At 46.6% G+C, this 24,093-nt stretch carries 13 protein-coding genes, 1 tRNA gene and 1 pseudogene; 3 read left to right on the top strand and 12 right to left on the bottom strand.

Annotated features, from left to right (window positions below; genetic code table 11):
• The first annotated feature begins 74 nt into the window (after positions 1–74).
• Positions 75–269: a hypothetical protein gene (locus QT992_RS10320; protein ID WP_333322330.1), complete on the top strand. Its 195-nt coding sequence runs from the start codon at positions 75–77 to the stop codon at positions 267–269.
• Between the two features lie 58 nt (positions 270–327).
• On the opposite strand, the gene QT992_RS10315 is transcribed toward QT992_RS10320, so the two are convergent.
• Positions 328–400 (bottom strand) — tRNA-Trp (locus tag QT992_RS10315).
• A 134-nt stretch (positions 401–534) separates the two neighbouring features.
• Positions 535–918, bottom strand: coding sequence for a 50S ribosomal protein L19 (gene rplS / locus QT992_RS10310; protein WP_333047681.1), 384 nt, complete (start codon positions 916–918; stop codon positions 535–537).
• A 447-nt stretch (positions 919–1,365) separates the two neighbouring features.
• On the opposite strand from rplS, the gene QT992_RS10305 reads away from it, so the two are divergent.
• Positions 1,366–2,784 carry an inorganic phosphate transporter gene (locus QT992_RS10305; protein WP_333322328.1) on the top strand — a complete coding sequence of 473 codons (1,419 nt, stop codon included), beginning with the start codon at positions 1,366–1,368 and terminating at the stop codon, positions 2,782–2,784.
• A 307-nt stretch (positions 2,785–3,091) separates the two neighbouring features.
• Here the strand turns inward: QT992_RS10305 and QT992_RS10300 are convergent, their stop codons facing one another.
• The 8 genes and pseudogenes from QT992_RS10300 to QT992_RS10270 all read right to left on the bottom strand — a co-directional run bounded on the left by QT992_RS10300 (position 3,092) and on the right by QT992_RS10270 (position 17,272).
• Complete coding sequence (locus tag QT992_RS10300) at positions 3,092–4,414, bottom strand: acetamidase/formamidase family protein (protein WP_333322326.1); 1,323 nt, start codon at positions 4,412–4,414, stop codon at positions 3,092–3,094.
• Positions 4,415–4,587: 173 nt separating this feature from the next.
• Positions 4,588–4,764 carry a HepT-like ribonuclease domain-containing protein gene (locus tag QT992_RS33575; protein WP_445251184.1) on the bottom strand — a complete coding sequence of 59 codons (177 nt, stop codon included), beginning with the start codon at positions 4,762–4,764 and terminating at the stop codon, positions 4,588–4,590.
• Positions 4,706–5,263: pseudogene (locus QT992_RS10295) on the bottom strand (IS701 family transposase); the annotation flags it as partial. The gene QT992_RS33575 and the pseudogene QT992_RS10295, both read right to left, overlap by 59 nt.
• 118 nt (positions 5,264–5,381) lie before the next feature.
• The gene (locus QT992_RS10290; protein WP_333338597.1) at positions 5,382–5,642 is read right to left on the bottom strand and encodes a hypothetical protein; all 261 of its coding nucleotides are present in this window, start codon (positions 5,640–5,642) and stop codon (positions 5,382–5,384) included.
• Between the two features lie 501 nt (positions 5,643–6,143).
• Positions 6,144–10,271, bottom strand: a complete 4,128-nt coding sequence (locus QT992_RS10285) for an amino acid adenylation domain-containing protein (protein ID WP_333338600.1) — start codon at positions 10,269–10,271, stop codon at positions 6,144–6,146.
• A gap of 92 nt (positions 10,272–10,363) precedes the next feature.
• Positions 10,364–10,966: a HEPN domain-containing protein gene (locus QT992_RS10280; RefSeq protein WP_333338601.1), complete on the bottom strand. Its 603-nt coding sequence runs from the start codon at positions 10,964–10,966 to the stop codon at positions 10,364–10,366.
• A 9-nt stretch (positions 10,967–10,975) separates the two neighbouring features.
• Complete coding sequence (locus tag QT992_RS10275) at positions 10,976–12,010, bottom strand: ParA family protein (RefSeq protein WP_333338604.1); 1,035 nt, start codon at positions 12,008–12,010, stop codon at positions 10,976–10,978.
• Between the two features lie 33 nt (positions 12,011–12,043).
• Positions 12,044–17,272 (bottom strand): amino acid adenylation domain-containing protein, encoded by a 5,229-nt coding sequence (locus QT992_RS10270; protein WP_333338606.1) that lies wholly within the window; start codon positions 17,270–17,272, stop codon positions 12,044–12,046.
• A 161-nt stretch (positions 17,273–17,433) separates the two neighbouring features.
• Between QT992_RS10270 and QT992_RS10265 the strand changes: the two genes are divergently transcribed.
• Positions 17,434–18,534: an alpha/beta hydrolase gene (locus tag QT992_RS10265; protein ID WP_333338609.1), complete on the top strand. Its 1,101-nt coding sequence runs from the start codon at positions 17,434–17,436 to the stop codon at positions 18,532–18,534.
• 76 nt (positions 18,535–18,610) lie between these two features.
• Here the strand turns inward: QT992_RS10265 and QT992_RS10260 are convergent, their stop codons facing one another.
• Positions 18,611–19,708, bottom strand: coding sequence for a HAMP domain-containing sensor histidine kinase (locus tag QT992_RS10260; RefSeq protein ID WP_333338612.1), 1,098 nt, complete (start codon positions 19,706–19,708; stop codon positions 18,611–18,613).
• Between the two features lie 407 nt (positions 19,709–20,115).
• A complete protein-coding gene (locus QT992_RS10255) occupies positions 20,116–23,451 on the bottom strand; it encodes an amino acid adenylation domain-containing protein (RefSeq protein WP_333338615.1) in 3,336 nt (1,111 codons plus the stop codon).
• Between the last annotated feature and the right edge of the window lie 642 nt (positions 23,452–24,093).

Below are 24,093 nucleotides of genomic sequence, written 5' to 3'. Positions count from 1 at the left end.
CAATCCCCCTTGCGATTTTAGATTTTAGATTTTAGATTTTAGATGGTGTGAGTGGCCCGCAGCTCTCAGATTTTGTGACACTAACCACTTACGCCCAAGTCCCAAATCTCAAATCTAAAGCCACGACTTTTTTACAAGCCCAACCAATCAACGGCGTAAATGCCGATCGCCGAAACCGACGATCGAGAAGCCACACCGAGCATTTGTTGATGGCATTTTTTGCGAACCGCCCACAAAAATTAATTCTACCCGAAAGTTTGCGGTTTTGACTGTTGCCAGCCAATAGTCCGGGCGCTTTCGGGCAGAATTTAAAGTTTGGTGATTCAGCGCGCCCTGGAGGACTTGAACCCCCGACATCAGGTTTTGGAGACCTGCGTTCTACCAACTGAACTAAGAGCGCACAGGTGAGGTTGCTGAAATTCGCTTAACCTCTAGATTTCTATTTTAACACAGTGCGCTCGTAAATGGGAAACTTTTTTTGAATTTTTTTAAATTTCCCATGAACCATGAACCAAAGGGAAGCTGGGTGCATTCCTACAGGGAGCGATCGAACCGCTGTTTGACGCGAGTAGCTTTGCCCACCCGATCGCGCAGGTAGTAAAGTTTTGCTCTGCGGACTTTCCCGCGGCGCATCACTTGGATGGTGGCGATGCGGGGCGAGTGAATCAAAAACACCCGTTCCACTCCGACGCCCTGGAACACGCGGCGAACGGTGATTGTTTCATTAATCCCGCCGTTACGCATGGCAATCACAGTCCCTTCGTAGGGCTGAACCCGTTCTTTGTTACCCTCTTTAATTCTTACGCCGACTCGCACTGTGTCGCCGACGTAAATTTCGGGGAGAACTTTGCTGAGTTCTACCTTGACTCTATTTATTTCTGCCGTTTCGATAGAACGGATTATTTCTGCGCCTTTCATAAAAAAAACTCGGTAATTGGGACACTCAGTGGCTTGAGCCAAGAGAGGGAAACGACCCTTCGACTACGCTCAGGGCATCGCACGAGCGGTTTTAACCGCCTACCCCTTTCGGGGCTAGACAAGTAGAGGAATGGTACTTGTCTAATCCCTGTATTGCCGGGAGCGCCTTGCCATTCCAGTAATGTTAGCTTCGCCAATGTTTTAAGAGCTTTTTAGACTTGCAACACTGTCTCAGTGACCTTAAGACTGTTTAATTGCAAATGACAGAGCAGGAAACTAGCTACGCATTTCCAGGTGTCGTGACTCAAAAAACGTAGTCAGTTAAGACTGAGGCTGGTCAGTACGGCTTGCGGGAATTGCTCTTGCAAGCCTAATCTCTTTCAGACCTGGGTTACTGACAATCCCTTATCATATATCAAACTACCCGTTTTATATCAAAAAATTTCTATGTTAGATACCTCTGGGGTCGTATTTCTGCAACTAGGGGCAATGGCCGCACTCGCCTTGTACGTCGCCGCCAACTTGGGGGCCAACGATGTCGCTAACTCGATGGGGACATCCGTAGGCTCGAAGGCCCTAACCCTGCGACAGGCAATAATTGTTGCAGGCATACTGGAGTTTTCCGGCGCAGTGCTGTTCGGGCAAGGAGTTTCCGAAACTCTCGCAACAGGAGTTGTGAATGCACAAGTGTTCGCTGCCCAACCGCAAGTATTTTTAATCGGGATGGTGTCAGTGCTGATTGCTTGCGGGATCTGGCTGCAAATCGCTACCAGTCGAGGTTTGCCGGTTTCTTCATCCCATGCAGTGGTGGGCGCGATCGCAGGTTTTAGCTGTGTTGCAGCCGGAATTAATGCGGTTGATTGGCGAACCATCGGCACCATCTCCCTAACTTGGGTGGCGACACCTGTTGCTAGCGGTGCTTTAGCCGCAATATTTTACAGTGTGGTGAAGTATTCGATTCTCGATCGGCCAGATCCTCTATCTCAAATGCGCGAGTGGATACCTTGGCTGAGTGCAGCAATGCTGAGCGTATTTGGGATAATTGTACTGCCGTCTGTTGTCGATGTTGCTTTGGTGCAGACAGGGGCGATCGCCGCGGCGCACGATCGATTTGGCTGGAATCTTCCAATTCACGATATTGTCATCGGCATCGGGAGTATGGGGGCGATCGGGCTGACACTCAATAGCTGGAACAAATTAGAATCAGTTGAGAAGGAAGAAGGTTCGGCAGCGGATTTTGTAACGGATGTAACGGATGTAACGGATGTAACGGATGCAAGGAATAAGAAAGAGGGAATATTTTCCCAATCTCCCACTCTCCCACTCTCCCCCTCTCCCCCTCCCCGCCACTCTCCCATCGAACAACAAATGGCGAGATTTCAAGTCTTGAGCGCCTGTTTTGTAGCATTTTCCCACGGTTCCAACGACGTAGGAAATGCCGTTGCTCCCCTAGCTGCGATCGCCTACATCCGGCGCACAGGTTCCTTTCCCTCAGAAGATTTCAGCGTTCCCCTGTGGATTTTAGTCCTCGGAGGCGCAGGAATAGTCATCGGTTTAACCATCTGGGGCAAAAATGTAATAGCCACAGTCGGCGAAAAAATCATCGAACTCCAACCAAGCGGCGGATTTTGCGCGGAATTAGCCACAGCCACCACAGTCTTGCTAGCATCCCGCTTCGGTTTGCCAGTTTCCACATCCCACGCTTTAGTCGGTGCAGTCGTCGGAGTCGGGCTGATCAAAGCTTGGAAAACAGTACGCTTGGAAACTTTGCTGTCAATTGGTTCGGCTTGGCTGGTGACAATTCCGATCGCAGCAGGTTTGGCTGCTATCATCTTCAGCATCGCGCAATCCATTGGGCAATTTTAGATTTTAGATTGAGGCATTTCACAACAGTCATCAGTCAACAGTCAACAGTCAACAGTTAACTAATCCGGCTTTGCTGAATACAGGTATGAATGGAAGATTTCGGAATTGCTATAAGCCCCCTTGAGGGTGAGTTTTGTAACATCAAGCGAAAAGTTGCTTCATACCGTGAATCAGCAACGCCCAAATTTAATTCTGGTAAGCCAAGTTAATGATCTTCAAGTCCCCCTTTTGTTGGCGTAGCCTGTCCAAAGGACATAGGGGGATGCGAGGGGGATCGCACCACCACTTATCTGAACGCAAACTGCTGTTAACTTCTGACCCAGAGAGACTTGGGCATCAAGCAATGTATATGTTTTGCTCCCGGCTCTATTTTGCCAATCCGTGCATCCATAGCTAAACTGGCAAGGGAATAGGCATCAAGGGGTACAAGTCCTTTTAGGGTCTGCATTCTCTCAATAAGACTCATAGCCGCCATGTTCATAGCCTGCATTGCATCACCATCGATGGCATGGGTGACAAAACTATCTGAGGTATCAGTGGTAGGGTTAGGGGCAAGGACTGGAGTTGGTTGTTTCGGTAACATGCAATAGACCCCTTTTAGTTGATTGACCACCTCTGCTACTCGACAATCACCGTAGTTTGCCATGTATTGACGAGCTTCAGTAGTGTTTAAGCCTTTAGATTCAGCAAGAAATTTTAGGGTTTCTTCTTCCAGAATATCGATCGCAATATTGAGGTCTCGATCGTAACCCATCGTTATCCAATGAGTATTTGACTCAATCCGTGGCCAAGTCAGGCGTTTACCCTTAATTACTTCTACAGTCAGGTTCAGTTCATTAAAGGCAGACTCGATCGCTGTTAAATTAATCTCACCATTACCTTGCACCGCATGGGAATCCCCAGACCACAATAAAGCTCCATCCACAAACACTGGTAAGTAAATCGTTGTGCCTTCTACGAGTTCTCTACAGTCGAGGTTTCCGCCAAAAGGTCCAGGGGGTACGGTGCTATATTGTCCACTTTCAGCCCTCGCCACCCCAAGAATACCGGGGAACGGACGCACAGGTAATTCAATCCCCGGCAAAAATTCTGTTACCCCACGCTTGAGGTCAAGGAAGAAATGTTTTACTTGGGGTTCAGGGAAGCTAGTTGGGAATTGCCCTAGGGCAAGATTACCCGGCAGGTTCCAGTTGGAGCCATAGGTACGAGGCACAATCCGATTAATTTTGACTTTGAGAGTATCTCCGGGTGCTGCGCCCTCTACAAAGATCGGCCCTGTAATCGTATGGGGGCCACGACCGGGATTATTTACCCGCAGTCTAGTAATTTCTTCGATCGATACCCCCGGCAAAACTTGATTCATGGAAGCCATCATGGTTTCCATGACAACGGTGTCCCCTGATTTAATCCGAGCGCGGGGTGTCTCTGCATTATTAAACCAACCCCATTGGACTGTCTCATCATTGGCTGGCAGTAAGTACACACCACCCTGATACTGTCCCACATATCCTTCCTGTAAAGCTGCCATTTCCGATCGATTGGTTGGAGTTTGAGCAATCAATTTATTTGGTAACAAGGTCGCAGCCGCAGCTACAGTCCCACCAAGAAGAAAATCACGTCGATTCGGCATAGCTTGCTTTTTTATGGTAAATGTCTGTAATCCCCTGATCCATCTAGATCAAAGCAAATATATTATTCAGGCTTATTCTTTTAGAATTTGTTATCTAAAATACAAATAGCTTAGAAAAGGAATAAACACTCACCATAAATCTATATCTTAAAGATGACAGATTTTGAGCATATTTATCTAATGTCTGAAAAAATAAGGATATTTCTGAGTCCGGTGATTTTTCGCCACTCAATTTCTGGATATTGAGACCGTACTTCTAGAGGGATATTTTTAACGGGACTTAAACAAATTTCAAGCCCCAATAAAGCCCAAACTAGCTTTGTAAGCAGAGAATACGTCCCAATTTTCATTCAGCCACTTGACAAACCTAAAAGATATTGCTGTCCGAAATGCTTCAAGCGCTTCCGTAAAGGTGTTTAAAGGTTTATTTGCCCATCTACGTCTTAATCCGCAGGTTTTGGTATGCCAGAGGATAAAACTGTAGGCACAAAATACCAAAATTAAAGGCCTCATTAGACTGCGTTTATCTCTCACTTGATATTCTTTTAACCCTAACCATCCCTTGGCTTCTCGATAGAAAACTTCTACCCAATTTCTTTGGGAGTAGGTCTTTACTACCCACTCTTCTGTTGCTGTGGATAACTCCACATTAGTCATCAAATAATCAATTTCACTGGCTTGTTCGACAGTCGCCGCATTCATGACGATGGCTACTACTTTCTTGCCTGTATACTTTGATAACTCGATTTCCATTGTCGCTACCCATAACGTTCTGGGTTTTTCTCCAGGGAGTTGAATAAGCGTGAAAGTTTCGGAGGGTAAGGCTCTTGCTAAATCATCTACTCGAATTTCGGCGTTGCTGAATACAAGTATGAATTCAAGTTTTCGGAATGGCTATAAGCCAAGTAGAGTGAGTTTTGTAACATCAAGCGAAAAGTTTATTCATACGCCAGAATCAGCAACCCCACTAATCCTTCTGATTGCCTCGGTTGGGATAAACTCGTGAAGGCAAAAGCTTCCAAGCCGCAGCATCTGCACCCCAGTTGCGAAAAATCTTCACTGAAGCGAAAATTTTAGCGAAACGCCAATTATAGTAACGCTTCCAGTCAGGAGGCCACTGGGCGGTTTCGTCAGCGGCTTGCAAAGCTCTGACTTCAGCTTCGAGTGCTGCGGCGTGGCGCTGCATGATAATTTCTAGTTGCAAAAAGTGTTCTTCGGGCGATCGCAATTTTTTTATATCCTAACTACAAGGGTGATAAAGCGTATTCCAGTATGGTAGGGACACCGCACCGTGCCCAAGGAGTGTCAACAACCAGCCTGAAACCCCAAGTCCGTCAGGGGTTGAAACCCCTGCCTCAAAGCTAAAGTCCTCTGAAGAGGACTGAGAAGAAGATTTTTAGGCGTTGGTGATTCTGGCGTATGAATCAACTTTTCGCTTGATGTTACAAAACTCACCATACTTGGCTTATAGCAATTCCGAAATCTTCCATTCATACCTGTATTCAGCAACGCCGATTTTTAAACTCATTAGTCCTCTTCAGAGGACTTTAGCTATTAGCCAGGGAATTCATTCCCTGGCGGACTGGCGGACTGGCAAATCGTCGGCTTAAGTTGACACTCCTTGGGCTCTTGGAGTGTCCCTTTTGTCCTCTTCAAACTCTGAGGACTTTAGTCCTCACTACAAACGCGATAAAGATTATTTTATTCGACGCATAAGCACGCGGGCTCCTCAATCACTTAATTCCTCCTCAAAGCAATGCTTCAGCTTTTGAGCCAGTACCTCAACGTTAGGCTTTCTCAACATAGTAAGATGATTCCCAGGAACTCTAATCACCTCTACTTTTTCCGTCGTTAATTCGCTCCAGCCAAGAGTCGGATCTTGATGATTCATGCTTAGCTTTTCCCTCGATCTAAACAGAGTAATTCGCTGCGGATAAATTTTCGGTACATAGCTGAGAGTTGCTTGACTATTAGCCTGAAATACAGTAAACATCGAGGGGATTGCCAGCTCGCGCCAGCTTCTTTCTTTTGACTCCTGAGATAGGATGCTAACCATAACAGCCTGTTTCCAATTCCAGCGATGCCAAAAATTAGCTACAAAATTAAGCATCTTATTTAATTTCGGAAATTTGGCAAAAATACCGCGACTTTGAACATTTTCCGCAGCAGCCACCAAGCGAAAATAATCTACTATAAAAGGCCAGATAGAGCGCGAAACAGTAGTCAGAATAAACTTGCAACCGTCCCAAAAAGAAGGTTTGTTAGCAGAAACCGGCGCTAAAGTATCCAGCACAGCAAGCAAAGCCACTTCATCCCCCGCTGCGAGCAACTGTTGAGCCATCTCAAAAGCAACCAAACCTCCAAAAGACCAGCCTCCTAAAAAATAAGGCCCTTTTGGTTGAACGGTACGCAAGGCTGCGATGTAGTCAGCCGCCATGTCTTCAATGCTAGTTAACGGAGAACTTTCGCCGTCAATACCCTTTGGTTGCAGCCCGTAAAACGGTTGATTTTCTCCTAGCTGAAATGCTAACTCGACATAAGGAAATATCACGCCAAAGATGGGATGGACGCAGAAGAACGGGGGATTTTTACCGCGAGGCTTAATTGCAACTAAAGGCGACCATTCCAGAGATTTTGTTTCTAAAGATAGCGAATCGGCTAAACCTTCAATTGTGGGATTTAAAAAAAGAGCAGATAGCGGCAACTCGCGCTCAAATTGCTGGTTAATCTCATTGATGAGGCGGATTGCTAGCAGGGAATCTCCACCCAAATCGAAGAAGTTATCGCCAATGCCAACGCACTCTGCGTTGAGGATTTGGGCCCAAATTTGGGCGAGGGTTGACTCGGTTGGTGTGCGAGGTGCAATGCAGCTTTTATCTATTGAATTGCTAGTTAGAGTTCCCGGTGCAGGTAGGCGCAGGCGGTCGATTTTGCCATTGGGAGTTAGGGGCAGAAAATCCATCGCCACAAAAGCATTGGGAATCATGTAATTGGGCAGTTGTTGTTTGAGGAAATTACGCATTTCCACAGGATTAATCGTCTGATTGTGATTGGGGACGACATAAGCAACTAGGCGTTTGTTGCCCGACAAATCATCCACAGCAACCGCCGCTGTTTCTTTGACTGCTGGATGCTGCACCAGCAGCGCTTCAATTTCTCCCAATTCTATTCGATAACCGCGAATTTTTACCTGTTCGTCAGTGCGGCCTAAAAACTCAATATTGCCGTCGGGAAAATAGCGAGCTAAGTCACCAGTTTTATAAATTCGTTCTCCTGCTTTCTGGCTAAAGGGATTAGCAATAAATCGCTGGGCGGTTAATTCGGGGCGGTTCAGGTAGCCTCGCGCCAATCCGCTGCCGCCGATGTACAATTCACCGGGAATTCCAACGGGTACAGGCTGTAAATTTTTATCTAAAATATAGAGTTGAGTGTTAGCTATTGGGCGGCCGATTGGCGGTTTTTTGGGTGAAGCGAAGCTATCCCGCAGGGAATCGCTAATTTCGGCCAAACTTGACCAGACTGTCGCTTCTGTAGGGCCGTAAGCGTTAAAAAATCTGCGCCGGGAAGCCCAGCGTTTAACGATCTCCGGGGAACAAGATTCGCCAGCACAGATGATTGTTTGCAGGGCGGGAAGTTCGGCGTTTGGAAGGACAGCTAGCAGCGAGGGCGGGAGGGTAGCGTGGGTAATAGCATTGTCCTGCAAAAATTGAATTAATGTTTGTCCGGGCAACAAAGATTCTTTCTTGGCACAGTAAAGTGTTGCTCCCGTCCCCAAGGCCATGACAATCTCAAAGATTGAGGCATCAAAACTCAGGGAGGCGAATTGCAAAATGCGGTGATTTGAGTTTAAGTTAAAAGCTTCTATTTGACCTAGGGCTAAGTTGTAGAGTCCCCGATGTTCGATTAAAACGCCTTTGGGTTTTCCGGTTGAACCCGATGTGTAAATGACGTAGGCTAGGTTTTCTGGTATGATATTTGTAGTTGGGTTTTCGGGGCTTTGTCGGGCGATAATTTCTCTGTCGGAGTCCAAACACACTACTGAAAAAACTCCGTAATTTTCCGGCTGCGTCAAGTTTTTTGCTAAGTGCTGCTGAGTTACCAAAATTGACACCTGAGCATCTTCTAACATGAAGTTAAGTCGCTCTTGAGGATAAGTTGGATCTAAAGGCAGGTAGGCTGCGCCTGCTTTGATAATGCCTAGCAATCCGACGATCGCATCTAAGGAACGTTCTACACAAAGGCCCACTAAAACTTCTGGTGCTGCTCCCAATTGCTGCAAGTAACGTGCAAGTTGGTTGGCTCTGCTGTTGAGTTGGCCGTAGGTTAACTGCTGGTTTTCAAAGACGGCGGCGACAGCATGGGGCGCGAGCTCTACTCGCTCTTCAAATAGCTGATGGAAACACTGGTTTTTCGGATAATCTCTCTGAGTGTCATTCCAATCGATTAATAATTGCTGGTATTCTGGCGCTGTCAGCAAAGCCAAGTCGCTGAGGTGCTGTTTCGGATTGGCAACAATGGCTTCAAGCAGCGTTTGGAAATGTCCCGCCATCCGCGCAATTGTGCCGCTATCAAATAAGTCTGTGCTGTAGACAAATTGCCCTTGAATACTTCCTGCATCTTCCCACAAGTGGCACTCTAAATCTAGCTTGGCGGTTCCCGCGTCAAAGTCGATCGCCTCTCCAACGATTCCGGGCAATTCTAGCGCTGCTACAGGAGTGTTTTGCAGGCTGAAACTAACTTGAAATAGGGGGTTGCGGCTCAACTCGCGATCGGGGTGTAATTCCTCAACCAACTTCTCGAAGGGCAAATCTTGGTGGGCGTAGGCTGCCATTGCGACGTTTTTTACCCGATGCAATAGTTCCTGAAAAGTTGGATTTCCTGATAAATCTGCACGCAGCACTAAACTGTTGACAAAAAAACCGATTAATGCTTCTATTTCGCTCTGGTTGCGATTGGCGATCGGCGTTCCTACTGCAATATCTACTTGTCCGGTATAGCGGTACAGCAAAGTTTGAAAAGCAGCTAGTAGAGTGATAAATAAAGTCGCGCTTTCTTGCTGGCTCAATGACTTTAGCGCCTCGCTCAAAGCAGGTGATAGTGTTATAAATTGTTTGGCGCCGCGGTAGGAGGGAACGGCTGGTCTTTGCCTGTCTGTTGGTAGATTGAGTGTGGTAATTCCGTTTAACTGCTGCCGCCAATAAGCTAACTGGGTTTCTAATACTTCGCCCTGCAACCATTGGTGCTGCCACTCTGCAAAGTCGGCGTACTGCACGGGCAGTGCTGGTAAGTGGGAGCTCCCATTTTTTACAAATGCTGTGTAGAGCGTTCCCAGCTCTCGAATTAGCACTCCAATCGACCAACCATCAGCCACAATATGATGTAAATTCAGCAACAATATGTGTTCTGTTTCACTGAGTTGTAACAGCGTTACTTTGAATAACGGCCCGGCGGCTAAATCGAAAGGGCATTGCGCTGCATCGGTTGCGAGTTGCAGCGCTGCGGTTTCCTGCTGAGTTGGGGAGAGATTTTGTAAGTCGATTGTGGGGAGGGATACGGTTAGAATGGGAGCAATAATTTGTACGAGTTCCCCTTCCAAAAGCGTAAAAGTGGTGCGTAAAGTTTCGTGCCGCTGCACAATTTCGTTGAAGGTTTGCTCTAAGGATCTTAAGTTGAGGCAACCTGTTAAGCGGAGCGCTGTTGAGACATTGTAGAAAGGATTGCCCGGTGCTAATTGATTGAGGAACCAAAGCCGCTGCTGAGCAAATGAGGCCGGGAAGACGAAAACATCTGTTTCTTCGGGAAGATTAAGCTTTTCTTCACCAGCCGGGAGGGAATTGTCGGAAAGATACTGAGTCATATCAAATTATCAGGCAAGCCTCAAAGGAAAGCGCGTACAAAGTAGCATAGAAATATTACAGAGAGAGGATTTCATCTCTTTCATTAAAATCTTTACCAAGGCAATACTAGACTATAACTCGTTTCGATATGCTGCTTCATGCCGAGGTCGGTAACATTCACAAGATGTGTAAAAAACACATCAACATCGTCTATCGCTTTAGCCGTAAGCCGAACTTTTCCGGTTGCTGTTTGAGTCCAAGAAAGCGCGGGAATAGCAAAACCATGTGCAAAACTGTGCCGCACTCTTAAAATCTCATTTAGCCTCTGCCGAACGGCTAATCCGCTCAGGCTTCTTGCAGACCAAACCCAATCGCCAATAGGATCGTAACCAGTGTTTTGAATCAGAAGGTTTCGCGTGTTCTCCGCGTTTGGTGTATTAAATCTTTCAAGTGCGCGTTCCGCCGCATCTCTAGCAATAGAATGTACGGCATGAAATTTGGGATCTAAAGGATTTGCAGTTGCAGCGAAAAAGTTGCGAACGAGTTCGTTTATGTAAGCATCCCATACAGCAACAAATGCAGCTAGAGCGGAGTGATAATAGACTTGAGTTTTACTGCGCGATATTGGTTGCAAGCGGGGATCTGTAGCTGTTTCGCGAAGTGTTCTAGCCGTGTTGGACGCTGTTTTGTACTTCAATGCTGCTGGTGACGGCACGGCGATTTCCTAAATACAGTTCACGAACTTTTCAAGTGCATCTCGGTACCTTTGCAATGACTCTGCATTCAATTGCACCTGCTCGCCCGCGATGTTTTTGGCTGCTGGTGTGAGTTTGTGCAAGGGCGTGCCAGTCGTAGCAGCGAGTACAGAACCGCTGGTAAAATCTGGGATTTCAATGAAGGTGTTACTCGGCTTGTCTTTGGAGTTAGCAAAAATATGACGGTGCTTCTTGTGTATATCATCCATCATCTGCATAATTCTCTGGTTTACAGCTTCGGATGCCTTGCTCGCTCTCCCTTTGTACAAAGTCAAATTTAGGCTCACGAATGTATGTAATTTTGGTACAGGTACACCTTCTTCCTTAGCGCGTTTTGCAAAAGCAATTCGTGCGTATGGCGCAGTATGGGGGTCGGTTATGGCATAGAGAATTGCGAGGACATTCTCGATCGCCAGACGTGAAGTATAGTCCGCTATAAATGGTACAATCAAGTTTTCGGCAGCCACAAGAGCAAGCTGTGTAGAAATAGCAAAAGTAGGACTACAGTCTATGAAGAATATGGTATCGCGATCGCCGCTATATGAACGCAGGGCAACCGTCAGGTCTCGTCCCCAAGTTAGCACCTGTTTCCACGAGTCATAAGGTATTTCCAACTGGGATGTTTGTCGGATTGCTTCAGAAATTATTTCCAGGTAATTGTCCCCGCATACAAGTCTTAGATTCTCTGGTATATTCTGATTGAATTCTCTCGGTTCGCATAGATATGGGGATACGTCTGCAACCATCCGAAATGGAGAATTCAGACGCGCTTCTAGATAGCCTGCTACTGTGGCGCGCGGAGTTTGGCTCATTAAAAAATGCAGCGCATCTGGGCTAGTGAAATATCCGCCAAGTAGCATTTCTGACACATTCGCCTGCGGACATAAATCAATTACATAGACATCTGTATCGGGGTGACGGTGAGCATATTCGGAAGCTGCTGCAAAGCAAAGGAAGCTTTTGCCGACGCCGCCTTTATTGTTCCAGAAAGCGTATGAACTCATTGGGTGTATTTCTTGGAAGGGACAATAAAATTTTCATCCTCTCTCTTTACTTTCTCTGTTCAGCGATGACAGCTTCACGCGACGATTCTCGCGAGAAACAGGCACTAAAGCAGGAGCTTTAATTTTAGCATCGCTCTCTTTTAAACTCTCCACAATCTTAGATAATTCTCCGATTGTCGGCGCTTCAAAAACCCGGCGCAAAGGCAACTCTACTCCGAAAGCATCTCGCACTCTCGAAACAAGCTGAGTCGCCAGCAGCGAATGGCCTCCCAATTCAAAGAAATTGTCCCGGATACCCACTCGCTTTATCCCCAAAACCTCAGCCCAAATTTTCACTAAAACTTCCTCAATAGAACTCTGAGGCGCAACATAACCGCCAGCCCATTCTAACTTAATCGGCTGCGGTGCAGGCAAAGCGAGGCGATCGACCTTTCCGTTAGCCGTCACCGGTAGCGACTCCAGCACCACAAAAGCCGACGGAATCATATATTCCGGCAGTTTTTCTGCTAGATAAGCCTGCAACTGCGGCACTAATTTACGCGCTGCTTTAGCTTGTAAGGGATTGTTAGCATAAGAGCGCCAAGGACGCAAGTTATCGCTTCTAGTTTCTCGCACAAAATCTCTGGTTTTTCCCCGTGCAAACACTACATCGTAGCGCCCTTGACTGTCGGAATTAGACCAACTAATATTAACATTATACGGAACTTCCAAAGCATACCACGCTTCGGGATCTACTCCTAAATCCTCGATTTTTTCCACGGCTTTCTGCAACTGACCTGCTGTTGGAAATTTATCGACAACAAACAGCAATTCTGCCGCTTTCACCGCAGCAGTTACCCGCGCATTAGGCACATTAGCAATTCTTAAAACATCGAGTTGATTTTGCAATAATATTTGTTCCACATTGGTAACAGTCAGATTCTGATTTTTAGCCGACCAATCCAGCAGTTTTGATCCCCCCTGCCCCCCTTGTGCCGGGGATTGGGGGCAGGGCGGTTTCATTCTCGGTAGGGGCAATCCCCCTGTGGTTGCCCCCATGTCCCAAACGCCTGTGAAATCGTCTGTGGGTGGGGGCGGGCACGGGGGCACCGCCCCTACAAAAGCCTGATTTTCGTGAGAATGAAACCGCCCTGGGGATTGGGGGGGATCTGTTTCCGACGCAATATGCAGAATAGCATTGTACCGAAAATCAGTTAACTCATTGTGATAACTACCGCGAATTAATTGAATCTCTACGCCGCCAATCTGCGGAAAGCGGTGCTTTAATGCGCTAAAAAAATCTGGATCGATAACTAACTCTGTTTCTTGAAAAATTTGCATTTGTACTCGCTGCTGCAACTGTTCGCCCGCGAGAGAAGGTTCGGCTTGATACAGTTGTACCGAAGCGTGAAAAGCTGCCAGCAACGGCAAGCTGCGGACATCTCCGATGAATATAAAGCCGCCGGGAGCAGTTGCTTTCACAGCACCTTCTAGCACTTGCACGAGATAGTCGATATTCGGGAAATATTGCACGACAGAGTTGAGAATCACTGCGTCAAAAGCTGCTGTCTCTACTCCTTCAAAGTCTGTCGCCATTTTCTGAAGCAGCGTTACATTAGCTAACTGTTGATTTGCCAAGTGCTGCTGAATATAGTTGAGCGAAATAGGTGAAAAGTCTGTTCCGCAATATTGAGTGCAGCGAGAGGCAATTTGGAACAGCAACAAACCTGTGCCGCAGCCAATTTCTAACACTCGGCTCGGCTGCAAAGCTAAAATTTGGGCGGCTTGATTGTTTGCCCAGTCGCGCATCTGTTCTGCTGGGATTGGCTGATTAGTATAACTGCTATTCCAGCCGACAATATTAAAGGTTGGATCTGAGTCAACAGCAGGTTGATTGTAAGTTTCATTGTAGAGCATTTGCCACTGCAAAACCTGTTCGTCCTGCAATTGCATTATTTGGTTTTTTTCGCGGGCACTGCTATATTCAGGATTCAGGGCAATATAAGCTACTAAACGTTTATCTCCCTGTCCATCTTCCGAAGCTATTGCTACAGTTTGCTGCACGGCCGGATGTTGAGTTAATACTGTCTCGATTTCTCCTAATTCGATGCGGAAACCGCGAATTTTTACTTGTTCGTCAATGCGTCCTAAAAATTCCAGGTTGCGATCGCCTCTGTAGCGCACTAAGTCGCCGGTTTTGTAAATTCGCTCTCCTGAATTTGGTTTAAACTCAGATGTTGTACCATTATCTAGAACAGGCAAGATGCCTGTTCCACAAAGAGTGGGGTGGGCATCATTATCAAGAACAGGCAAGATGCCTGTTCCACAAAGAGTGGGGTGGGCATTATTATCGAGAACAGGCAAGATGCCTGTTCCACAATAAAATTCATCTCTTGTGGAACAGGCATCTTGCCTGTTCCTAAACAAGTCATTGAGAATGGTGTCTGAATTTGATTTAAAAGGATTGGAAATAAAGCGTTCTGCGGTTAAATCGGGGCGGTTGAGGTAGCCGCGAGCGAGTCCGTTTCCGCCGATGTACAATTCGCCAACAACCCCCATTGGTACGGGCTGCAAATATTTGTCTAATATGTAGATTTGAGTGTTAGCAATGGGGCGACCAATTGTCGGGGCGATGTCTGTTTGCTCTGTTACAGGAATATAACCGGAAGTTGTGACGACGGTGTTTTCGGTTGGGCCGTAGTTATTTACTAGCTTAAATGGATGGGATTTTAAAGGATGTTGTTGCAGTTTTTCGCCGCCTGCGAGCAAGATTCGCAACGCTGTTGTTTGAGGCCAATCTAATAGCAAAACTTTCTCGGCTAAAGGTGTTGGCAAAAAGCTAATTGTAATTGCTTTTGATACTAACCAGTTTTGCAGTTTTTCAGGATCTCGCCTCATGTCATCTTCTGGAAAGTAGATGCTAGCTCCCGCGGCGAGATAAGGCCAAATTTCCCACCCGCAAGCATCAAAGCCGATCGCAGCAATTTGCGTTGCTCGATCGCCCGCTGACACCCCAAACTCTCTTTGATGCCAAAAAACGAGATTTAACAAGCTCCCGTGCTCAATTTCAACTCCTTTCGGCTTTCCCGTCGATCCGGAGGTGTAAATCGCGTAAACCAGATTTTCGGCTGTGACTGCGCTGGTGGGATTGTCGGCGATTTCTTGGGAAATCATCTCCCAGTCTGTGTCTAAACAAACAATCTGTAAATTGGGCGATTCCCTGCGGGATAGCTTCGCTTCACGCAAATTCTCTATCCATTGCTGCTGAGTTAACACAACAGATAATTGAGCATCTTTTAGCATAAAGCTCGATCGCTCAACAGGATAACTCGGATCTAAAATTAGGTAAGCTCCTCCCGCTTTCAGGATACCCAACATCCCCACGATCAGATCGAGCGATCGCCCGCAGCAAAGCCCGACTAAAACTTCCGCCCCAACCCCCATTTTTTGCAGATAACGTGCTAGTTGGTTGCTGCGGAGATTTAGCTCTCGATAGGTGACTTGCTCCTCTCCAAATACCAGCGCCACCGCATCCGGTGTCCGATCGGCCTGCATTTCAAATAGCTGATGGATGCACAAATCTTGCGGATAATCTGCCTGAGTTTTGTTGCATTCAACTAACAAATGATAACGCTCTTGGGCGCTCAAATATTGCATTGTGGCAATTCGCTGTTCGGGATTTGTCACAATGCTTTCTAACAAGGTTTGAAAATGCTCGATCATGCGGGTAATCGTAGCTTCATCAAATAAATCGGCGCTGTAAATAACCATGCCGCTGATGCCCTCGGAGCTATCAACCCACAGCTTATTGCTGGGCGATTGGTTGCTTCCCGAGCTGTTGGGCGATCGCTCCCACAAATGAAACTCCAAATCAAACCGCGCTGTACCCACATCTAACTGCTGCGGGCTGAGTGTTAATTCTGGCAATTCTAACTGATTCCCCGGCGCGTTTTGCAGCGCAAACGCCACCTGAAATAAGGGATTTTGGTTCAACGCGCGATCGGGGTGCAGTTCTTCCACTAACTTCTCAAACGGCAAATCTTGGTGAGCGTAAGCTCCTAATGCTACCTCTTTGACTCGGTTTAAAAGTTCCCGAAAAGTTGGATTTCCCGACAAATCTGTACGCAGCACCAAACTGTTGACAAAAAACCCGATTAATGCTTCAATTTCACTGCGGTTGCGATTGGCGATCGGCGAACCTACAACAATATCTTCTTGCTGGGCGTAATGGTAAAGCAACGTTTTAAAAGCTGCCAGCATTGTCATAAACAGCGTCACTCCTTCGCGCTGGCTCAACGTTTCTAAAGCCTCGCTCAGTTGTTTTGGCAGTTGCAAAAATTGCCTTTTGCCTCGGTAACTTTGAATTGCTGGCCTGGGTCGATCCGCAGACAAATTTAGCATAGAAATGCCGTTTAACTGCTGCCGCCAGTAAGCAAGCTGCGTTTCTAAAACTTCCCCTTGCAGCCATTCGCGCTGCCATTTGGCAAAATCAGCATACTGGATCGACAAAGCCGGTAAAGGCGAAGGTTTTTCGCTAGCAAATGCCGTGTAAAGTGCGCCTAATTCCTGAATTAGCACTCCGATAGACCAACCATCGGAGACAATGTGGTGCATATTCAGCATTAGTAAATATTCGGCATCATCTAACTGCAACAATGTGACTCGCAGCAACAAGTCATTGGACAAATTGAAAGAGCGTTGAGCTTCTTGGGCGGTGAGCCTGTTTGCTTCAGTTTGTCGAGATTCCTTTGGCAAATTTCGCAAGTCCACTACATTAATCGGGAGGTGGAAAGCAGCAGCTATTCTCTGAACAGGTTGGCCCGAAACTACTGCTAAAGTCGTGCGTAAAGCTTCGTGGCGGCGCACAATTTCATTGAAGGTTTGTTGCAGCGCCGAAAAATTGAGCGAACCTGTCAAACGCAATGCTGCGGGAACATTATAAAAAGGATTGTTCGGTACTAATTGGTCGAGAAACCACAAGCGCTGCTGTGCAAAGGAAAGCGGTAGATTTCCGTCCCGCCCCATAGAAACAATCGGTGTAAAAGTTAAACTAGAAGTACGATTAGCTGCTTTTAAAAATGAAACTATTTCGGCTTTTTTATGAGAAATTTCGGCCCGGAGTTCTGGTGTAATAATTCCTTCGGGAGCGTTGCAGCGCAGGCGCTCGCCCTCAACAAAAATATTAATATCTAGACTGCGAAGGTAAGATAAAAACTCAACTAACTCAACCGTGACCGAATCTCTTGCATTTGGCGATGAACTCGATATTTTTTGATCGGGCATTTTGAGTCATCCTGTGATTATTTTTGCAAATATAAAAGAAATTCTACCAGCGCACAAATTAAGAGCTTAACCGATCGCTTGCTTACTGTGGCCTAACCTGAGTATGATTCTGTTTAAATCCGCAACCAAAATCCTACCCAAGGTTTCAGCTTATGCCGTTCATGCCCTTCAATTTCCTGTTTCTATGGCTGGTGGGACTGCTGTCCGTCGGGGTTCTTGGCGGAGGTATATACATTATTTACGAATGGTACATGGGCGCACTGGTAGGGATTTCCTACTTAGTCAGCGGAGTCTTGATGCTTCTTTGGTCTGTTGGCGGCCGCTTTATCAGTTTGCCGCTGTTCCGCCGCCCCGGTGCTGACGAACCCAAGCCGACGCGGACGGGTACGGTGCAGCGGGTAGAGAGGCCTGATGGCACTATTTTACAAGTAGAATTCTACGGCCCAGAGGACGGACAGCCGATTATCCTCTCGCACGGTTGGGGGCCCAACAGTATGGTTTGGTATTACGCGAAACGGCAACTAACCGATCGCTTCCGAGTGATTGTTTGGGATCTTCCCGGTTTGGGAAAATCCACTCGGCCAAAAAACAGCGACTACTCCCTAGAAAAATTTGCCCGCGATCTTGAAGCCGTCATTGCCATAGCAGGAACTAAACCTGTTATCCTACTCGGACACAGCATCGGCGGCATGATTACTCTAACATTCAGTCGGCTTTTTCCAGAACTTCTCGGTAGTCGAGTAGCTGGTTTAATTCTGGTAAATACGACTTATACTAATCCTCTCAAAACCGCTATTTTTAGCGGTTTATTACGCGCTTTGCAGAAGCCGCTGCTCCAACCTATGCTCTATCTCACCATAGCTCTTGAACCCATTATGTGGGGAATGACTTGGCTGAGCTATCTCAATGGTTCACTGCACATCAGTGTAGAATTATCGGGATTTAAAGGCACTGAAACGCGCGGTCAATTAGAGTTCTCAGCTTTCTTATCAGCCTTGGGCTCTCCCGGCGTTCTCGCTCGCGGCACACTGGGAATGCTCAAATTTGACGAAACAAAAACTTTGCCATCAATTGACATTCCTGTGTTGGTGATATGCGGCGATTCAGATATAGCGACTACCCCCCCAGCTAGCCTGCGAATGAAAGCAGAATTACCTCAAGCAGAGCTAGTTACTATACAGAAAGGAGGACACATGGCATTAATCGAGCATAACCAGCAGTTTGCAGATGCTGTCAGGGCATTCTGCACTGAAATTTCCTGACCAAAAATGTGAGTTAAAATCCTGTAGGTTCTGGCTGGGGATACCCTATTTTTTTTCTTAGTCTTAATGTCCCAAACTAAAGAAGAACTTTAGGTAAGTTGATAATAAAGCTTGTCCCCTTGCCCTCTGCACTTTCAACCGCAAGTGTCCCTTTATGCGCCTCAGTAATATTTTTTGCTAAAAATAATCCTAATCCCCAGCCGGTTTGCTCCTCAGCAGAAATGGTTCGACGAAATTGTTGAAATAGGATGGATTGAGCATCTAGGGCGATCGGCTCGCCTTCATTATGGATAGTCAGGCCGATCTGCGTTTGGGTTTCCTGGAGCGTGAGTGTAATCGGCGTACTAGGCGCACCATATTTCACAGCGTTAATTGTTAAATTTTCAATCACCCGCCGTATTTCTTTTCGACTGCAATAGCTCGTGATATCAGAATCACAGACCACAACAAACCGCTCTCCATAGGTGAAGATCAAATCTTCTACTACCTCTTGGACTAGCATCACAAAATCGCATTCTTCAAATTCAATCTTTAAGCTCTGCCCTGCCCGCAGCCGACTCGCATCCAGCAGATTTTGAATCATCGAATCCAGCCGATTGATCGCACCGAGCATCCTCGCCGCCACATCCATGTGGGTATCTCCTCGTTCCAGCCGCCGCAGCATCAGTTGAGTTCCCATTTTTACGACATTGATGGGATTTCTGAGGTCGTGAGTTAGCGTCACCATAAATAGTTCTTGAATATCTCGCAGCGTTTCGGAGAATTGAGTGGCCGCGTCATTAACGGCTTGCTCAATGGAGCCGATAATAATGTCTCGATCCCGCACTCCTAAAGGTGCTTCTTCCTCTAAAACTTGAAATATTACTTGACGGAGGATCTGATACTCGAAAATGAGTTGACTCATAGAGTAGTCAGCATATCCCGCCCGTTCATGCCCGTGCTTCTTGCCAATCCTGGTGCTTTCTACCTCGTCGGCTGTGATTCGGGCAGGTGTCCTGTCAATTCTGTTTGAGAGTTCATCTACCAGTTGGTTTAAGTACAGAGGTAGCGAATCTTGCAAGACAAGAGAGTCTTGATGCGTTGATGCACCGACTTCATCGCGCGCCCGCTTCTCCCACATCCGCATAATTTTTTCAGAATTTTGTTTAAGACGGTCAGACGCTTCGTTGGACATCGTTTCTGATTTTCTGGATGAGTGGCTGTTGAGAGAAGATTTTCTCCCTTATTTATAATGCCCCGCAAGCAATCTTGCAAGTATATAGGCAACCTCAGCCTTTAGGAGGTTAACAAGTAACAGGTCTAAATCTCCTCGTGAAACAGGCTTGAATATCAGTTCCCATTGCGGTAATTTCTACCGACAGACAAATGCCAATTTCACACAACAATCAAAATCCTCCCGCAATTATGTAATACCAATTTAATGTGAAGTTGCACATATCTCGATCCCCCTAAATCCCCCTGATTGTTGGGGAGTAGGGGTTGACTTTGACCAAGCTCTTGTCCACCCCCTACTCCCCCTTATTAAGGGGGGCTAGGGGGGATCGGATTCTACGGGGCCTCATAAAAAATTGGTATAAGGCTTTAAAATTCCACATCTTCGCGCTCATTTTCGTCAGTTCTGGGAGTATCCAAACCAGTCGCAGCCCAGCGCATTGTCTCAATGTATTTTGCCAGACTAGCCACAGTCGGAGCCTCAAACAAACTGCTGACCGATAACTCGACTTGCAAAGCGTCTCGGATGCGAGAAATCAACTGAGTTGCTAGCAGGGAATGCCCGCCTAGCTCAAAGAAATTATCGTAGATACTAACCTGCTGTTTTCCCAAAACTTTAGCCCAAATTTTCCCGATCGCCTTTTCGAGATCAGTCCGAGGTGCTACATAATTTTCTGTTATATCCTCGCTCTCTGTATCTATATCAGGCAAGGCGCGGCGGTCTACTTTGCCATTAGGAGTCAGCGGCATATTCTCCAACACTGCATAAGTTGCAGGAACCATATATCCTGGTAACTTTTCTTTCAAAAATTGGCGCAAGTCACTTGACTTAAGATTGGGAACTTCTAAGTTTTTATTAATACCGTCAGGAATAACATAAGCTACCAAATGTTTATCGTCGGGGATGTCTTCCCTCACAATTACTACTGCTTCGCCCACTTGTGGATGCTGGCACAAAGCGGCTTCAATTTCTCCCAATTCGATGCGGTAGCCGCGAATTTTTACTTGGTCGTCAACGCGGCCTAAAAACTCGATATTGCCGTCAGCTAAATAGCGACCTAAATCACCTGTTTTATAAAGACACGAACCAGATTTATTGCTAAAAGGATTAGGAATGAAAGCAGCAGCAGTTAAATCAGGCTGGTTGAGGTAGCCTTTCGCCAATCCGTCACCGCCGACGTACAATTGACCTATAACACCGATCGCCACCGGCTGCAAATCCGCATCGAGGAGATAAATTTGCGTGTTGGCGATCGGGCGGCCGATGGGGATAGATGTTGCGGTTTCGGGTACATCTTGCACGCAATAATAAGCCGAAAAGGTGGTATTTTCTGTCGGGCCGTAAACGTGAATTAATTTAGTGGTTGACTTTTGTTTGAGAAGTTTTTTAACCCATCTCATATCGACCGCTTCTCCGCCAAACAGCAAGCAGCGCAGCGAATTAAAAGCTTGCGGTAAAACTCTAGCAATTTGTTGAAATAAGGCTGTTGTTAAAAACAAAAGTGTGATGCCTTGTTGGCGCAGTTCTAAGGCTAAATCGTGAGGCGAAAGGGTAATATTTGTGCTAATTCCCACGAGTTGAGCGCCGTTAAGCAAGGCTCCCCAAATCTCGAATGTGGCTGCATCGAATGAAGCGTTTGATGCTTGGGCCATTTTATCGGTAGGTTCTATTTTTATATAGTTGGTGTTGAGTACCAGCCGATTTACTGCTTTGTGGGTGACAGCAACTCCCTTGGGTTTTCCTGTTGAGCCAGATGTGTAAATAACGTAAGCTAGGTTGTCTGCTGTTACTGTGTTGGCGGGATTTTCGGCGCTTTCTTTGGCTATGTCTTCCCAGTCGCGATCGAAGTAAATCACCGAGTTTGAGAAGTCTCGGAAATTCTCAATCAATTTATCCTGAATTAGCAAGACTTTAACTTGAGCATCTTCCAGCATCAAGTTTAGCCGATCGCGCGGATAGCTCGGATCTAACGGTAGGTAAGCTCCTCCCGCTTTCAGTATAGCCAACATCCCGACAATTAGGTCGATCGATCGCTCTGCACAAAGCCCCACTAAAACCTCCGCCCCCACGCCCAGTTTTTGTAAGTAGCGCGCCAGTTGGTTGCTGCGACTGTTGAGTTCTCTGTAAGTGAGGTTTTGGCTGTCGAAAGTTAGGGCGACATCCTCCAGATGCTGCCGGGCTCGCTCTTCAAATAACTGATGAATGCACTTATTTTGAGGATAATCTGTCCGAGTATCGTTCCATTCTCTGAATAATTGATTCACTTCATCCTCGCTCAATAAAGGTAAGTTAGCAATTCCTTGTTCTGGATTAGCAACAATGCTTTCCAGCAGCGTTTTAAAATGCCTCAGCATTCGGGCGATCGTAACTTCATCAAATAAATCTGTATTGTATACAGCTAATCCTCTGAGCCCTTCCGCATCTTCCCACTTTTCGCCGTATCTGTTCCTAAACTTATCCGAAGCTTCCCACAAATGCAGCTCTAAATCAAAGCGGGTTGTTAGAGTCTCCAAATGAAAAGAACTCAACTTTAATTCTGGCAATTCTAGCTCGTCCACAGGCCCATTTTGCAGCCCGAATACCACCTGAAACAGCGGGTGGCGATTCAACGATCGCTCTGGGTGCAATTCCTCGACTAGCTTCTCAAAAGGCAAATCTTGGTGAGCGTAAGCTCCCAGGGTTACTTCCCGCACCCGGCCCAAAAAATCTCGAAATGTCGGGTTTCCCGAACAGTCTGTTCGCAGCACTAAAGTATTGACAAAAAAACCGATTAATGCTTCAATTTCGCTGCGGTTGCGATTGGCGATCGGCGAACCGACAACAATATCTTCTTGCTGCGAGTAGCGGTAAAGTAATGTTTGAAATGCTGCGAGCACTGTCATAAATAAAGTCGCTCCTTCTCGCTGCGAGAGCGCTAAAAGTGCGTCCTTCAGCTTTTTAGGCAGTTCTAAATATTGAGTTTTTCCCCGATAATTTTGCCTAGCTGGTGCAGGGCGATCTGTGGGCAAATTTAACACAGAAATCCCGTGCAATTGCTGCCGCCAATAAGCAAGCTGAGTTTCTAATACTTCACCTTGCAGCCATTCGCGCTGCCACTCGGCAAAGTCGGCATATTGAAGTGATAATTCTGGGAGGGGAGATGGCTGTTGATTTATCAAAGCTGTATAGATAACCTCCAGTTCTCGAATTAGTACCCCGATCGACCAATCATCGGAGGCTATGTGGTGCATATTTACCAAGAGAATATGCTCGGTTTCTGTCAGCCGCAGGATGGTGACTCGCATCAGCGGCCCGGTGGATAAATTGAAAGGGCGAAGAGATTCTGCTGCAGAGAGTTTCTTTGCTTCTGTTTGCCGTTCTTGTTGCGGCAAATCTTGCAAGTCTAATACTTTTAAATTAGTCTTAAAAGCGGGAGAGATTATCTGCACTGGTTGGCCTGATACCGCTGCAAAAGTGGTTCGCAAAGTTTCGTGGCGCTGTACTATTTCGTTGAAGGTTTGCTCTAAGGCTGTTAAGTTGAGGGAACCAGTTAAGCGCAGCGCTGTTACTACATTATAGAAAGGGTTTTCCGGTGCGAATTGGTCGAGAAACCACAAGCGCTGCTGGGCAAATGATGCCGGAAAGACAAACACTTCGGCTTCTGAGGAAATATTCAGTTTTTGTATATCCTTTGTAAAGGAATTGTCATAAATTTCGGAGGCCATATCTGTTGCTCTTAGGGGATGGGATGTGTTAATTTTTTGAGGCGTGGGGTTGTTTTTTGACCGACAGCATCCAGGATACAAGCCCGCGGATTCATCCGTCCAGAAATAAAAAACCTGTATCCGAGAAACTTGCCCCCCGAATTTATCCGTGGGGTCAAGGCTTCAATTCTAAAATCTAAAATCTAAAATCTAAAATCGATTGACGGTGCGATCGCCTCTTAAAACTTTCGCGAGCAAAAGATCGGAACCTTTAATATAATAAATCTGGGTGCGGGAGTGCCGGAGAGACGCGGGCAAAAGAAACGGGGTTTCTGCCTGCTGGATCGAGTTATCCATTGAGGGGCTAGGAGTGCCACCCCCCAATCAAATTTAGTCGCGGAACGGGCTCTTAGGTTTGTGAGTCGGGTGCAATCGGGTGAGTTATATGCGAGAATTACCGGGAGCAATTCGTGGAGAGGTCAAGCTGTATAGCAATCCTCAATGATTTGTGTAATTCTTGTAGGGGCGAAACCCACGCCCGGTTGCCCCGATGCAGGCTGGGGTAGGCACTCTTAGCACTACCCCTACATATTTTTACAACTGATGCGAGGATTGCTATAGTATGATTTCTAATTGCACAAAGTGTTCTTGGGGGGATTAAGA

This window comes from Microcoleus sp. T3_D1, assembly GCF_036700405.1.
In the GTDB taxonomy this organism is placed as follows: Bacteria; Cyanobacteriota; Cyanobacteriia; order Cyanobacteriales; family Microcoleaceae; genus Microcoleus.
Note: the sequence above shows the minus strand (reverse complement) of the source record. Positions and strands in the feature narration are given on the sequence as shown.

Excerpts from the sequence above, each read along its gene's own strand:
- rplS (WP_333047681.1), bottom strand. The coding sequence starts at position 918 with ATGAAAGGCGCAGAAATAATCCGTTCTATCGAAACGGCAGAAATAAAT.
- QT992_RS10305 (WP_333322328.1), top strand. The coding sequence starts at position 1,366 with ATGTTAGATACCTCTGGGGTCGTATTTCTGCAACTAGGGGCAATGGCC.
- QT992_RS10300 (WP_333322326.1), bottom strand. The coding sequence starts at position 4,414 with ATGCCGAATCGACGTGATTTTCTTCTTGGTGGGACTGTAGCTGCGGCT.
- QT992_RS33575 (WP_445251184.1), bottom strand. The coding sequence starts at position 4,764 with ATGAAAATTGGGACGTATTCTCTGCTTACAAAGCTAGTTTGGGCTTTA.
- QT992_RS10285 (WP_333338600.1), bottom strand. The coding sequence starts at position 10,271 with ATGACTCAGTATCTTTCCGACAATTCCCTCCCGGCTGGTGAAGAAAAG.
- QT992_RS10275 (WP_333338604.1), bottom strand. The coding sequence starts at position 12,010 with ATGAGTTCATACGCTTTCTGGAACAATAAAGGCGGCGTCGGCAAAAGC.
- QT992_RS10270 (WP_333338606.1), bottom strand. The coding sequence starts at position 17,272 with ATGCCCGATCAAAAAATATCGAGTTCATCGCCAAATGCAAGAGATTCG.
- QT992_RS10265 (WP_333338609.1), top strand. The coding sequence starts at position 17,434 with ATGCCCTTCAATTTCCTGTTTCTATGGCTGGTGGGACTGCTGTCCGTC.
- QT992_RS10260 (WP_333338612.1), bottom strand. The coding sequence starts at position 19,708 with ATGTCCAACGAAGCGTCTGACCGTCTTAAACAAAATTCTGAAAAAATT.
- QT992_RS10255 (WP_333338615.1), bottom strand. The coding sequence starts at position 23,451 with ATGGCCTCCGAAATTTATGACAATTCCTTTACAAAGGATATACAAAAA.